Source organism: Serratia sp. 506_PEND, from assembly GCF_001076875.1.
GTDB lineage: Bacteria > Pseudomonadota > Gammaproteobacteria > Enterobacterales > Enterobacteriaceae > Serratia > Serratia marcescens.
The window spans coordinates 45,924-58,622 of sequence record NZ_JVEL01000349.1 but is presented as its reverse complement, the minus strand read 5'-3'; the positions used below and the strand labels follow the sequence as shown (position 1 = coordinate 58,622).

Genomic DNA, 12,699 nt, shown 5'->3' with positions numbered 1-12,699 from the left:
GCTGCAGCAGGCCGAAGGGATCATCGGTTCCGGCGGTAAAATTGACGAAGCCTTCCTGCAGCAGGCGCCCAAACTGCGCGCGGCCTCGACCGTTTCCGTCGGCTACGACAACTTCGACGTCGAGGCGCTCAACGCCCATAACGTGCTGCTGATGCATACCCCGACGGTGCTGACCGAAACCGTCGCCGACACCATCATGAGCCTGGTGCTGGCGACCGCGCGCCGGGTGGTGGAAGTGGCGGAGCGGGTGAAGGCCGGCGAATGGCGCGGCAGCATCGGGCCGGACTGGTTCGGCGTCGACGTGCACCACAAAACCATCGGCATCCTCGGCATGGGGCGCATCGGCCTGGCGCTGGCGCAGCGCGCGCACTTCGGCTTCGGCATGCCGGTGCTCTACAACGCCCGCCGCACGCACGAAGAGGCGGAACAGCGCTTCAACGCGCGCCGCTGCGATCTGGATACCCTGTTGGCCGAATCGGATTTCGTTTGCATCACACTGCCGCTGACCGAACAAACCTTCCACATGATCGGCCGCGAGCAGCTGGCGAAGATGAAGCAAAGCGGCATTCTGATCAACGCCGGCCGCGGGCCGGTGGTGGATGAGCAAGCGCTGATCGAAGCGCTGCAAAACGGCGTGATCCACGCCGCCGGGTTGGACGTGTTCGAGAAAGAGCCGCTGCCGGCCAATTCGCCGCTGCTCAGCATGCCGAACGTGGTGGCGTTGCCGCACATCGGTTCCGCCACCCATGAAACGCGCTACGGCATGGCCGCCTGCGCGGTGGATAATTTGATCGCCGCGTTGACCGGCACGGTGAAAGAAAACTGCGTCAACCCGCAGCTGTTGCGGAAATAACTCAGCGCGGCCGGTGGTCTGCGGATAACCGGCCGTGTTGCTCTTCCTGCTGCGGCGCGAACAGCGCCTGCAGCTGATGTTCTTCGGCGAAGTGCTGCAATTCGGCATCCTGAATTGCCTGAACGATCTCTTCTCGCCAGTTTTTGTCCGTCATCGCTAACCTCCTTTGATGTTCATCGTTTAATCTGCCGCAGCGCGCGCGCAAAGCCAAGCCGAATCAATCCGAAAACGCTCCGCCCTTCTCCTCCTCCCCGAAAAACCCTCTCAGGGAGGAGGCCATTTTTCCGCCGTTTGCCACACTGGCGCTACCCAGCGGAAAAAACGCTTCCTGCCGCGCGTAAGGAGAGCCATGAAACTGTTACCCCTGCCCTTGTTGATGCTGCTGTCGCCTTCGGCGCTGGCCGGCTGGACGTTGCCGGGATTCCCGGCCTTCGACGAAACGGCCGCCGGGCTGTTCGCCAGCCAGGCCGCGCTGCCCAAGGGCCAGTTGCCGCTGCGCCTGTATCAGGATAACCACTGCTGGCAGCCGGCCGAGGCGGTAAAACTTAACCAGGCGCTGTCGCTGCAGCCCTGCGGCGCCAACCCGCCGGTCAGCTGGCGGCAGTTCCGCGCCGGTGACTATCAGGTGCGCATCGACACGCGCAGCGGCACGCCGACGCTGCAGCTCAGCCTGAGCCGCGCGCCGGAAAGCGCCGCCGTTGCCGTGCGCAGTTGCCCGCGCTGGGACGGCAAGCCGGTCACGGTCGACGTCGCCTCCACCTTCGCCGAAGGCGAAACGCTGCGCGATTTCTATTCCGGTCAAACGGCGCAGGTAAGCCAGGGGAAAATCACGCTGCAGCCCGCCGCCGCCAGCGGCGGCCTGTTGCTGCTGGAATCCGCCGCCACGGCGAAACCGGCGGCGTTCAGTTGGCATAACGCCACGGTCTACTTCGTGCTGACCGATCGCTTTGAGAACGGCAATCCGGCCAATGACCACAGCTACGGGCGCCGCAGCGACGGCCTGCAGGAAATAGGCACCTTTCACGGCGGCGATCTGGCCGGCCTGACGCAGAAGCTGGATTATCTGCAGCAGCTCGGCGTCAACGCCTTGTGGATCAGCTCGCCGCTGGAGCAGATCCACGGCTGGGTCGGCGGCGGCACCCAAGGCGATTTCCCGCATTACGCCTATCACGGCTATTACGCGCTGGACTGGACGCGCCTCGACGCCAACATGGGCACCGAACAGGAGCTGCGCACGCTGGTCGAGCAGGCGCATCGCCGCGGCATTCGCATTCTGTTCGACGTGGTGGTGAACCACGTCGGCTACGCCACGCTGGCGGATATGCAGACGTTCCACTTCGGCTCGCTGTATCTGCAAGGCGCGGAGGTGGAGAAAACCCTGGGGAAAAACTGGAGCGACTGGCGCCCCGGGCCAGGGCAAAACTGGCACAGCTTCAACGACTACATCAACTTCAGCGACAAGGCGGGCTGGCGCCCATGGTGGGGGAAAAATTGGATCCGCACCGACATCGGCGACTATGACGCGCCGGGCTATGACGATTTGACGATGTCGCTGGCCTTCCTGCCGGACATCAAAACCGAAGCGCCCGGCGCCAGCGGCCTGCCGCTGTTCTACCGCCACAAACCCGACACCGCCGCGCGCGACATGCCCGGCGCCGCCACCCGCGATTACCTGACCATCTGGCTCAGCCAGTGGGTACGCGATTACGGTATCGACGGTTTCCGCGTCGATACCGCCAAGCACGTGGAAAAACCGACGCTGGCGCTGTTGAAACAGCGCGCCACGGCGGCATTGGCGGCGTGGAAAGCGGAGCATCCGCAGCAGGCGCTGGATGATGCGCCGTTTTGGATGACCGGCGAGGCCTGGGGCCACGGGGTGATGAAAAGCGATTATTACCAAAACGGTTTCGACGCGATGATCAACTTCGATTTCCAGGACCAGGCGTCGCAGGCGCTGGGCTGCTTCGCCGATATCGACGCCACCTACCGGCAGATGGCCGAACGGCTGCAGGACTTCAACGTGCTGAGCTACCTCTCTTCACACGACACCCGGCTGTTCTTCGCCAGCGACGCCAAAGGCTCGCAGGTGCACCAACAGCGGGCGGCGAACCTGCTGTTGCTGGCGCCGGGCGCGGTGCAGATTTACTACGGCGATGAAAGCGGCCGCCCTCTCGGCCCAACCGGCTCCGATCCGCTGCAGGGCACCCGCTCCGACATGAACTGGCCTGAGCTGCAGGGGGAAAAAGCCCCGCTGCTGGCCCACTGGCAACGGTTGGGGCAGTTCCGCGCTCGCCACCCGGCGATCGGCGGCGGCGTGCAAACCCCGTGGCCGCACGCCGCCTACTATGCTTTCAGCCGTCGGCTCGGCGACGATAAGGTGATGGTGGTATGGGCCGGCGAACGGTCACAATAATCCAGCGTAATATGCTACTAATCGGCCAATGAGCGAAGTTTGTGCCCATTGGCCGATTTGTCGGCCGCATTGCAGCGGGATTTGTCTGGCGGTATGGTGGGTGATTACCTGCTAAGAAACAGTACTGCTGCACCTATGACTTTCTCACTTTTCGGCGAAAAATTTACCCGTTATGCGGGCATTACCCGTTTGATGGACGACCTGAACGAAGGCCTGCGCACCCCCGGTGCCATCATGCTCGGCGGCGGCAATCCGGCGCAGATCCCAGAGATGGAAGCCTACTTCAAACAGCTGTGCCAGGAGATGCTCGACCAGGGCAAACTGACCGAGGCGCTGTGCAACTACGACGGCCCGCAAGGCAAGGACGCGCTGCTGAAAGCGCTGGCCAATCTGCTGCGCGACGAGCTCGGCTGGGAGATTTCGCCACAGAATATTGCACTGACTAACGGCAGCCAAAGCGCGTTTTTCTACTTGTTCAACCTGTTCGCCGGCCGCTACGCCGACGGTTCGCGCCGCCGCGTGCTGTTCCCATTGGCGCCGGAATATATCGGCTATGCCGACGCCGGGCTGGACGAAGGGCTGTTCGTCTCCGCCAAACCGAACATCGAGCTGCTGCCGGACGGCCAGTTCAAGTATCACGTCGATTTCGAACATCTCACCATCGGCGATGACATCGGCATGATCTGCGTTTCACGGCCGACCAACCCGACCGGCAACGTGATCACCGACGAAGAGCTGATGAAGCTCGACCTGCTGGCGCAGCAGCGTGATATTCCGCTGGTGATCGACAACGCCTACGGCGTGCCGTTCCCCGGCATCATCTTCAGCGACGCCACGCCGCTGTGGAACCCGAACACCATCCTGTGCATGAGCCTGTCCAAGCTCGGCCTGCCGGGCTCGCGCTGCGGCATCGTGATCGCCGACGAGAAGGTGATCACCGCGCTAACCAACATGAACGGCATCATCAGCCTGTCGCCGGGCAGCATGGGGCCGGCGATGGCGACGGAAATGATCGCGCGCGGCGATCTGCTGCGCCTGTCGAACGAGGTGATTCGCCCGTTCTACAAACAGCGCGTCGAGCACACCATCGAGATTATTCGCCGCTACCTGTCGCCGGAGCGCTGCCTGATCCACAAACCGGAAGGGGCTATCTTCCTCTGGCTGTGGTTCAAGGATCTGCCGATCACCACCGAAGTGCTGTATCAGCGCCTGAAAAAGCGCGGCGTGCTGATGGTGCCGGGCCACTACTTCTTCCCGGGGCTGGAGCACGACTGGCCGCACACTCACCAGTGCATGCGCATGAACTACGTGCCCGATCCGGAGAAAATCGAGCGCGGCGTGGCGATCCTGGCGGAAGAGATCGAACGCGCGCATCAGGAAGCGAACTGAGCTCAACCCATCGGGGCGCCACCACGGCGCCCTTTTTTTGGATTACAGCGTCCAGAACAGCACCGCCAGCAGCTGCGGCGACATGATGCGCAGGAACATCGCCAACGGATATACGGTGGCGTAAGACAGCGCGGCGGCGCCGCTGGTGGGATGCAGACCGTTGGCGAAGGCCAGCGCCGGCGGATCGGTCATCGATCCCGCCAGCATGCCGGACAGCGTCAGATAGTTCATCTTGCCCACCGTGCGCGCCAGAATGCCGACGCTCAGCAGCGGAATAGCGGTGATCAAGGCGCCGTACCCGACCCACGTCAGCCCCTCGCCGTGCAGCAACGTATCGATGAAGTTGCCGCCCGACTTCAATCCGACCACCGCCAGAAACAGCACGATGCCCAGTTCGCGCAGCGCCAGGTTGGCGCTCGGCGGCATAAACCAGTACAGCTTGCCGATGCTGCCGATGCGCCCCAGGATCAGCGCCGCCACCAGCGGCCCGCCGGCCAGCCCCAGCCGCAATGCCGCCGGGAAGCCGGGCACGAACAGCGGAATGGAACCGAGCAATACCCCGAGACCAATACCGATAAAGACCGGCAGCATCTGCACCTGCTGCAGTTTTTGTTGGGCGTTGCCGACAATCGCCGTCACCGCATCGATGGCCTCCGGCCGGCCGACCAGGTTGAGAATGTCGCCAAACTGCAGCGTCACGTTGCTGCCGGCCACCAGCTCCACGCCGGCGCGGTTGAGGCGTGAAATCACCACGTCATACTTTTGCTTCAGATTCAGATCGCGGATTTTCTTGCCCAGCACCTGCTCGTTGGTCACCACCGCCCTCACCACCTGTAGCGCAGTGCCGCGCGTCGACAGCGAGGCATCCACCTCTTCGCCGATCACCAACCGGGCGTTCTCCAGATCTTCGCGTTTGCCCACCAGGTGCAGGTAGTCGCCAAGCTCCAGCCGCTCGTGCGGCGCCGGCACCATCAGCAGCTCCCCGCGCTTGAGGCGCGAACAGACGATCGCTTCACCGTTGAGCAGCGGCACGCTTTTGATCGCCATGCCCTGCAGATTGGGGTTGCGCACCGCCACGTTGATGGCGTGCAGCAGCTCGCGCTGATTGCCCAGACGGCTTTCAAACGCCTGCGCCTCACGCTCGATGTTGATGCGGAAAAACAGCCGGATCAGCCACATCACCAGCAGGATGCCGCATATGCCGAACGGATAGGCCATGGCGTAGCCCATCCCCATGCCGTCCACCAGCGCCGGATCGGAACCGAGATCGGTCAGGATTTGTTGACCGGCGCCCAGCGCCGGGGTGTTGGTGACCGCGCCGGAGAACACGCCGAGGATGATCGGCAGCGGCACGTCGAACAGCTTGTGTACCGCCGCCGCCACTATGCCGCCGGTCACCACCAGCAGCACCGCGAAGGCGTTGAGCCGCAGACCGGAGACGCGCAGCGAAGAGAAGAAACCGGGGCCGACCTGGATGCCGATGGTGTAGACGAACAGGATCAGGCCAAACTCCTGGATAAAGTGCAGCATGTCCCCGTTCAGGCTGATTTGCCCGCTCTGGGCAAAGTGGCCAACCAGGATACCGCCGAACAGCACGCCGCCGATGCCCAGCCCGACGCCATACAACTTCCAGTTCCCCATCCACAGCCCAATGACGGCCGCCAACGCCAACATGCTGACGGTCAGGGCGATATCGCTCATAGGTCACATCCTTGCCAAAAAAGTTGAACACGGGATTTGCGGCCAAAGACACACAATTAACAAGGATTATGGCATCGGGCAGAAGGGGGGACTGTGGCACGCGCCACATAACGCAGCGAGGGAGATCCGTTGGGATCTCCCTCGCATGATGATGACCGCTTTTCAGTCGGTTATTTCGCTTCCAGCTCCGGCGTCGCACCGATGGCGATACGCTGCGGCTGCAAGGCTTCCGGCACCTGACGCACCAGATCAATGTGCAGCAGACCGTTTTCAAATTTGGCTTCGGACACCTGCAGATGCTCCGCCAGGGTGAAAGTCAGCTGGAACTCTTTGCACACCAGACCTTGATGCAGGTATTCAACCTGTTTTTCCGGCGGCGTGGGTTTACCGCTGACGGTCAACCGCGGCCCTTCCACTTCGATATTCAGTTCGCTTTGCCGGAAACCGGCCAGCGCCAGAGAAATGCGGTAGTGATTGTCATCGCTTTTCTCGATGTTATACGGCGGGAACCCCTGAGGTTCCTGGCCGCCCATTGAACTGGCCAATTTATCAAAACCAATCCACTGACGCAGAAGCGGGGATAAATCGTAATTACGCATAGGAACAACTCCTTTCATTAAGCGAGATGTGTTTATTCAGCCCCCTGACGGCAGGCTAATCATGACTTCATATTTACCGGCAGCGTACCTGCCGGCGAAACGGAAATTTATTTAATTTCGATGCGGCGCGGTTTTAATGTTTCCGGCACGATGCGTTGCATGTCGATATACAACAGGCCATTCTCCAGTTTGGCGCCTTTAATTTGAATATGTTCGGCCAGCTGGAATTTACGCTCGAAATTACGCTCGGCGATGCCCTGGTATAAATAGGTTTTTTCTGCCGGTTCATTGTTGTGCGCCCCGCGCACGATCAGCAGATTATCCTGCGTGGTGATCTCCAGCTCCTGCTCGGCAAACCCGGCTACCGCGATGGCGATCCGATAATGATTTTCATCCACCAGTTCGACATTATAAGGGGGATAACCGCCGTTTCCCTGACTCTGGCCAGCCTCCAGCGCGTTGAACAGGCGATCGAAACCAATGGCGGAACGGTATAGCGGGGAAAGATCAAAATTACGCATAAAACAGCCTCCTAAGGCACTTCAGCGAGGTTGAAATAAATACGCCTTCCACTCTGGACAGGCTAATTAAGCCAGAATTCCCTTACGGCGAATTCTCAATTCGGCTCTGATGATAAAATGGGGGTTGCTTTCATCAATTCAACAGGCGAGGATCAAAAAAAATTTGCATCAATAAGGTAAAAGTTTTTTTTACCACTTACACTAAAGTGAGAGAGCCGCCACAGAGCGGGATTTTGCTTCTTTTAAAGCAGCAACAGGATGTTATAAATCAGCTTAATTTAGGGGAACAGCAACCCTGCAGGATGGATTAATGACGACGATGAAAGCGATAGCGACGGGCTGCATGTTGTTGGCGACCAGCGGTTGCTCCAGCGTAATGAGCCATACCGGCCCGAATCAGGGTTACTATCCCGGCACCCGCGCCAGCGTGGACATGCTGAAGGACGACAACACCAGCTGGGCGATGATGCCGCTGGTGGCGCTGGATCTGCCGTTCTCCGCGGTGATGGATACCGTGCTGCTGCCTTACGACTATCTGCGCTCCGGCAACGATGCCACCGCAGACTCGCCAAAAGCGCGTATCCTGCGCAGCGAGCAGCAGAATCTGGCGGCGACCGGCAATCCCGGCCAGGGCGACGACAGCACCGCCACGCACTAATCGCGCACGCAGCGGGTCATCAGGCCCGCCTTACGCCTCAACCACAAAGATCTGGTTGAACCCCGCTATCTCGCGCATAAACGCCACTTTCTTGCCATCCGGCGAAAACACCACGGCATCCCCCGACGGCGGCTGCACGCTGCGCGGCGTCAATCGCTGCAGGCGGCCGCTGGCCACCTCGCACAGCATCACGCTGTTGTCGCACACCAAGGCTATCGTCCCGCCCTGCGGGTGCCAGCTGAACGCCGACTGGATGTCATGCTCGCTGCGGCTCACCTGGCGCGGCTCGCCACCATTAGGCGACACCGTCCACAGCTGCACCACGCCGCCGTCGTCCTTCATCAGAAAAGCTATCTGGCTGCCGTCCGGCGAACTGCGCAGCCAGTGGCGCGGCGCACCAGCCACGCCAGGAAAACGGCGATCCCCGGTAAAGGTTACCCGCCGCTGCCTGACGCCAAGCGGCGGCGCCGGCAGCTCGCTTTCCGTCCCCTGCAGCGGCAGAGCGCCCGCCCGGGCGTAGTCGACGTCGTTCTCCGGCAGATCGACGATAAACACCTCAGACAGCTTCTCTCCGGCGGCGGACAACGTATCGCCGATAAATGCCAGCGCCCAGCGCTGCCGGCTGCCGTCGGCCTTACGGTAGCCTTCGCGGCCGATCCAGCCTTCTTCGTAAGCGCGATTAATCTGATCGCTGCCCGGCCGTGGCTGCGGCACCGTCTCGCTGACCAACACGCAATAGTGGCTGCCGTCGTACTCGCGCGGGTGCTGTTTTGGCGGGTTAACCCCGTGCAGCGGCACGGCCACGCCGACGTTGCGCAGATCGCGCGCCGGATCGCGTTCATGCATCACGTGATCGTTGTAGGTAAAGCTGAGGCGGCTGCCGTCCGGACTGAAAACGTGCACATGGCTGCCGCCGCGCAGCGCGCCGGGCGTATAGGGCGCGGTGATATCCAGCGCGTCGAGGGTGATGGCCAACTCGCGATCCGGTTCGCTGACGATCACCCCGCGGCGATGGTGAAAATCATACTGCCAGGCGCTGTCCGGGTGCTCAGGTCCGTGAATAAAGGCATAGCGCGCCGGCGCATCGGGGCTGACCGTGACCACGCCGACGTGGGCGCCGTGCTGGGCGCGATAAATCACCTCCACCGCGCCGCTGGCGACGTTGACACGCTCGATGCTGAGGCCGGTGAAAGAGGCGCCGTGCGGACGCACGTCATAAGCCAGCCATTGGCTGTCCGGCGTCCAGACGTTGATATTGGTTAACTGATGCCCACGAGGGTCGAAAGTCAGTTGTTTTTCCCGATGGCTCATGGCGGCTCTCCTGCACATGCTGGCACTGAGCCGTCATCTTACCGGATCGCCCGCAGCGTTTCATATGGCCTGTGAGGGTGAGGCGGGAGGAATTTTTCGGTTCGAAATCACGCAATTATTTTTCAGCGTCTTATCATTTAAGCCGATCGACGGCGTCGGCAGGAAATAAGCGGCCGACTAGGCGATTGTATTCCTGCCGGCGAAACTCAACGGCGCCAATGTAATAGGGTGGGTGATGAAAACGCTATTTTTTCATTCTCATCTTCCTTATAAGAATAAGGCAGCGGCGGCGCCTTACTTAACGCAAATAAATAAAAAATCGTGCCGCTAGACGACCGGTTTATGATTATTTTCACCGAAAACGCAATGTTCCTTCCGACCGTTGCCGTTTTCTGATCGGTGTGCCCGAGGGTCGGGCTGCGGGGTTTACAACTAATACAAAAAAGTACAAACTGGATTTTTAGTCCAAAAAAATCTTCTGGAGCCGGTATGAACACCCTCTTCGATGCCATTGTTTCCGCTCATCAGCAACTGCGCCCTCAGGTGCGGGTCACGCCGCTGGAGCGCAGCGTGCTGCTTTCTCAGCAATTGGGCTGCGAGCTGTATCTGAAATGCGACCACCTGCAGCACACCGGTTCCTTTAAATTTCGCGGCGCCAGCAACAAGCTGCGGCTGTTGGATAACGAGCAACGCCGGCGCGGCGTGATCGCCGCCTCAACCGGCAACCACGGCCAGGCGGTCGCTCTGGCGGGGCAGCGTATGGGCGTTGGCGTCACGGTTTATGCGCCGGAGACGGCGGCGAGCATCAAGCTCGACACCATCCGGGCGCTGGGCGGCATCGTGGAATTGGTGCCGGGCGATGCGCTGAACGCCGAACTGGCGGGGGAACTGGCCGCACGCGAACAGGGGAAAACCTATATCTCGCCGTATAACGACGAACAGGTGATCGCCGGCCAGGGCACCTGCGGCATGGAGCTGGTTGAACAACTCGCCGATCTGGACGCGGTATTCGTGGCGGTGGGCGGCGGTGGCTATATCGCCGGCATCGGCACCGTTCTGCGGCAACTGTCGCCAAACACGCAGCTTATCGCCTGCTGGCCGGAAAACGCCACCAGCCTGTACAGCGCGTTGGAAGCCGGCCATATCTTCCCGGTGGAAGAACAAGAAACCTTGTCCGACGGCACCGCCGGCGGCGTCGAGCCGGGCGCCGTGACCTTCCCGCTGTGCCAGCAGCTGATTGACCGTAAAGTGCTGGTCAGCGAGGCGGAGATCAAACTCGCGATGCGCCGGATCGCCGCCAGCGATCGCTGGATTATCGAAGGCGCAGCAGGCGTGGCGTTGGCGGCGGCGATCAAACTGGCGCCGGAATACCGAGGTAAAAAGGTGGCGGTGGTGCTGTGCGGTAAAAACATCGTGCTGGAGAAATACCTCAAGGCCATCGCCGATGCGCATCCTTAATCGGCAGCAAATTCTCGCTGCGTTCGACGCCGAGACCATAACGCCGCTGCTGAAGCAGGGTTTTATCGCCTACTCGCAACAGCGGGTACAACAGCCGCCGGCGCAGCATTTCCTGTTCGAACAGGCCGCCGGCGACTGCTGCATCAAATCCGCCTGGTTGGAAGGCGACGAACTGTTCGTGGTCAAGATCTCCACCGGTTTCTATCGCAATGCCGAACAAGGCCTGCCGAGCAATCAAGGGCTGATGATGGCGTTCTCCGCCCACACCGGCGAGCCCCGCGCACTGTTGCAGGATGAGGGTTGGCTGACCGCGCTACGCACCGCACTGGCCGGCCGCATCGCCGCCGATCTGTGCGCGCCGCCGCATATTCAGGCGATAGGCATGGTCGGCACCGGCCTGCAGGCGCGGCTGCAGCTGCAATGTCTGAAACCGGTGACCGATTGCCGCGAGGTATGGGTGTGGGGCCGCAACGAACAGGCGCTGGCGGCGTATCGACGCGATGTCGAGGCCGAGGGTTTTCGGGTGCGGGTCACGCAGGATGCGGCGGAGCTGGCGGCGCACTGTCAGCTGATCGTCACCACCACGCCCAGCCGCGAACCGATTTTGCAGGCGGCGGATATTCGGCCCGGCACGCACATTACCGCGGTGGGCGCCGACGCGCCCGGTAAGCAGGAGCTGGCGACCGAGCTGGTGGCCCGCGCGGACGCGCTGCTGGTCGATGCGCTGGCTCAGTGTACAGACTATGGCGAGATCGCAACGGCTTATCGGCAGCACAAGCTGATTTCAACGCCGATCGTCGAAATGGGCGCCGCATTGGCGCAGGGCGGACGGGTGCGACGCGAGCCGCATCACATCACCATCGCCGATCTCACCGGGCTGGCGATTCAGGATCTGCAGATCGCCAAAGGGGTGTTGGCGAAAGTATAAAGAGGCGCCGCAGCGCCCCGCGTTATCAGGCGTTGAGCACGAACTTCTCGATAGCGCGCGCCACGCCGTCTTCGGTATTGGCGCTGGTGACAAACTGCGCCACCGCTTTCAGTTCGGGAATGGCGTTGCCCATCGCAACGCCGACGCCGGCATATTCGATCATCGCCGTATCGTTGGCCTGATCCCCCAGCGTCATGATGTTTTCCCGCGCCACGCCCAAATGCTCGGCCAGCATTCTCACCCCGGCGCCCTTATCGACGTTCTTGTGCAGGATCTCGAGGAAATAAGGCGCGCTTTTCAGGATGGTATAACGCTCGCGCGTTTCCGCTGGGATGCGCGCGATAGCGCGGTCCAACAGCTCCGGCTCGTCGATCATCATCACTTTAGGGAAACGCATCTGGCGATCCATCTCTTCCACGCTGCGGTATTTCAGCGGAATGCCGGTCATTTCCGCTTCGTGTATGGTGTACTTGCCGATATCCTTGTTCGGGGTATACAGGGTATCGAAATCAAACGCCTGGTAGTGAACGCCGAACTCGCGCGCCATCTGCTCAAAGTGCAGATAATCCTCAAAGCCCAGCGTTTCTTGCAGAATGCAGGCGCCGTCAGCCGCACGCAGCACCAGCGCGCCGTTATAGGTGATACAGAAATCGCCGGGGCCCTGAATGTCCAACTGGCGCAGATAGTCCTGCACGCCGACATATGGCCGCCCGGTGGCCAGCACCACGTGCACCCCTTTGCGCCGCGCCGCCGCGATAGCCTGCTTTACCGCCGGCGTGATTTGGTGCTGCGGATCCAGCAACGTGCCGTCCATGTCGATCGCAATCAGTTCAATAGCCATTCAACGCTTCTCCCAGTGGTTTTTTCC

General features: G+C 61.2%; 12 protein-coding genes. 6 read left to right on the top strand and 6 right to left on the bottom strand.

Translation table 11 applies throughout. The annotated features are described in order from the left end of the window. Nucleotides 1–853, top strand: an 853-nt coding sequence (gene ghrB / locus ADK28_RS11365) for a glyoxylate/hydroxypyruvate reductase GhrB (protein WP_048795693.1), incomplete at its 5' end; no start/stop codon positions are given. A gap of 1 nt (nucleotide 854) precedes the next feature. On the opposite strand, the gene ADK28_RS32480 is transcribed toward ghrB, so the two are convergent. Continuing rightward, nucleotides 855–1,007: a hypothetical protein gene (locus ADK28_RS32480; RefSeq protein ID WP_019455508.1), complete on the bottom strand. Its 153-nt coding sequence runs from the start codon at nucleotides 1,005–1,007 to the stop codon at nucleotides 855–857. A 195-nt stretch (nucleotides 1,008–1,202) separates the two neighbouring features. On the opposite strand from ADK28_RS32480, the gene ADK28_RS11360 reads away from it, so the two are divergent. Both ADK28_RS11360 and ADK28_RS11355 read left to right on the top strand, forming a co-directional pair. Beyond that, the gene (locus ADK28_RS11360; protein WP_048795692.1) at nucleotides 1,203–3,266 is read left to right on the top strand and encodes an alpha-amylase; all 2,064 of its coding nucleotides are present in this window, start codon (nucleotides 1,203–1,205) and stop codon (nucleotides 3,264–3,266) included. A 135-nt stretch (nucleotides 3,267–3,401) separates the two neighbouring features. Then, entirely contained in the window at nucleotides 3,402–4,655 is a 1,254-nt protein-coding gene (locus tag ADK28_RS11355) for a valine--pyruvate transaminase (RefSeq protein WP_015376153.1), read from the top strand. Nucleotides 4,656–4,697: 42 nt separating this feature from the next. Here the strand turns inward: ADK28_RS11355 and ADK28_RS11350 are convergent, their stop codons facing one another. The 3 genes from ADK28_RS11350 to ibpA form a co-directional block, all read right to left on the bottom strand. Further along, nucleotides 4,698–6,356: a putative transporter gene (locus ADK28_RS11350; protein ID WP_016929592.1), complete on the bottom strand. Its 1,659-nt coding sequence runs from the start codon at nucleotides 6,354–6,356 to the stop codon at nucleotides 4,698–4,700. A 170-nt stretch (nucleotides 6,357–6,526) separates the two neighbouring features. Further along, a complete protein-coding gene (gene ibpB / locus ADK28_RS11345; RefSeq protein WP_004933922.1) occupies nucleotides 6,527–6,955 on the bottom strand; it encodes a small heat shock chaperone IbpB in 429 nt (142 codons plus the stop codon). A gap of 107 nt (nucleotides 6,956–7,062) precedes the next feature. Beyond that, complete coding sequence (gene ibpA, locus ADK28_RS11340; RefSeq protein WP_004933919.1) at nucleotides 7,063–7,476, bottom strand: small heat shock chaperone IbpA; 414 nt, start codon at nucleotides 7,474–7,476, stop codon at nucleotides 7,063–7,065. Between the two features lie 310 nt (nucleotides 7,477–7,786). Here ibpA and ADK28_RS11335 point away from each other — a divergent pair, with 310 nt between their 5' ends. Then, nucleotides 7,787–8,134 carry a YceK/YidQ family lipoprotein gene (locus tag ADK28_RS11335; protein WP_033631396.1) on the top strand — a complete coding sequence of 116 codons (348 nt, stop codon included), beginning with the start codon at nucleotides 7,787–7,789 and terminating at the stop codon, nucleotides 8,132–8,134. Between the two features lie 30 nt (nucleotides 8,135–8,164). Here ADK28_RS11335 and ADK28_RS11330 read toward each other — a convergent pair whose 3' ends face one another. After that, nucleotides 8,165–9,445, bottom strand: coding sequence for a DUF3748 domain-containing protein (locus ADK28_RS11330; RefSeq protein ID WP_033639094.1), 1,281 nt, complete (start codon nucleotides 9,443–9,445; stop codon nucleotides 8,165–8,167). A gap of 489 nt (nucleotides 9,446–9,934) precedes the next feature. Here ADK28_RS11330 and ADK28_RS11325 point away from each other — a divergent pair, with 489 nt between their 5' ends. Then, nucleotides 9,935–10,903 (top strand): threonine/serine dehydratase, encoded by a 969-nt coding sequence (locus ADK28_RS11325; protein ID WP_016929596.1) that lies wholly within the window; start codon nucleotides 9,935–9,937, stop codon nucleotides 10,901–10,903. Further along, nucleotides 10,890–11,831: an ornithine cyclodeaminase family protein gene (locus ADK28_RS11320; protein WP_048795691.1), complete on the top strand. Its 942-nt coding sequence runs from the start codon at nucleotides 10,890–10,892 to the stop codon at nucleotides 11,829–11,831. Before ADK28_RS11325 ends, ADK28_RS11320 begins: the two co-directional genes overlap by 14 nt. Nucleotides 11,832–11,856: 25 nt before the next feature. Here the strand turns inward: ADK28_RS11320 and yidA are convergent, their stop codons facing one another. Beyond that, on the bottom strand, nucleotides 11,857–12,672 hold the full coding sequence (gene yidA, locus ADK28_RS11315; protein ID WP_016929598.1) for a sugar-phosphatase: 816 nt from the start codon (nucleotides 12,670–12,672) through the stop codon (nucleotides 11,857–11,859). Between the last annotated feature and the right edge of the window lie 27 nt (nucleotides 12,673–12,699).

What these genes read in the sequence shown, in the direction of transcription:
- yidA (WP_016929598.1), bottom strand. Translation starts at nt 12,672, where the DNA reads ATGGCTATTGAACTGATTGCGATCGACATGGACGGCACGTTGCTGGAT.
- ibpB (WP_004933922.1), bottom strand. Translation starts at nt 6,955, where the DNA reads ATGCGTAATTACGATTTATCCCCGCTTCTGCGTCAGTGGATTGGTTTT.
- ADK28_RS11335 (WP_033631396.1), top strand. Translation starts at nt 7,787, where the DNA reads ATGACGACGATGAAAGCGATAGCGACGGGCTGCATGTTGTTGGCGACC.
- ibpA (WP_004933919.1), bottom strand. Translation starts at nt 7,476, where the DNA reads ATGCGTAATTTTGATCTTTCCCCGCTATACCGTTCCGCCATTGGTTTC.
- ADK28_RS11350 (WP_016929592.1), bottom strand. Translation starts at nt 6,356, where the DNA reads ATGAGCGATATCGCCCTGACCGTCAGCATGTTGGCGTTGGCGGCCGTC.
- ADK28_RS32480 (WP_019455508.1), bottom strand. Translation starts at nt 1,007, where the DNA reads ATGACGGACAAAAACTGGCGAGAAGAGATCGTTCAGGCAATTCAGGAT.
- ADK28_RS11320 (WP_048795691.1), top strand. Translation starts at nt 10,890, where the DNA reads ATGCGCATCCTTAATCGGCAGCAAATTCTCGCTGCGTTCGACGCCGAG.
- ADK28_RS11330 (WP_033639094.1), bottom strand. Translation starts at nt 9,445, where the DNA reads ATGAGCCATCGGGAAAAACAACTGACTTTCGACCCTCGTGGGCATCAG.
- ADK28_RS11360 (WP_048795692.1), top strand. Translation starts at nt 1,203, where the DNA reads ATGAAACTGTTACCCCTGCCCTTGTTGATGCTGCTGTCGCCTTCGGCG.
- ADK28_RS11325 (WP_016929596.1), top strand. Translation starts at nt 9,935, where the DNA reads ATGAACACCCTCTTCGATGCCATTGTTTCCGCTCATCAGCAACTGCGC.
- ADK28_RS11355 (WP_015376153.1), top strand. Translation starts at nt 3,402, where the DNA reads ATGACTTTCTCACTTTTCGGCGAAAAATTTACCCGTTATGCGGGCATT.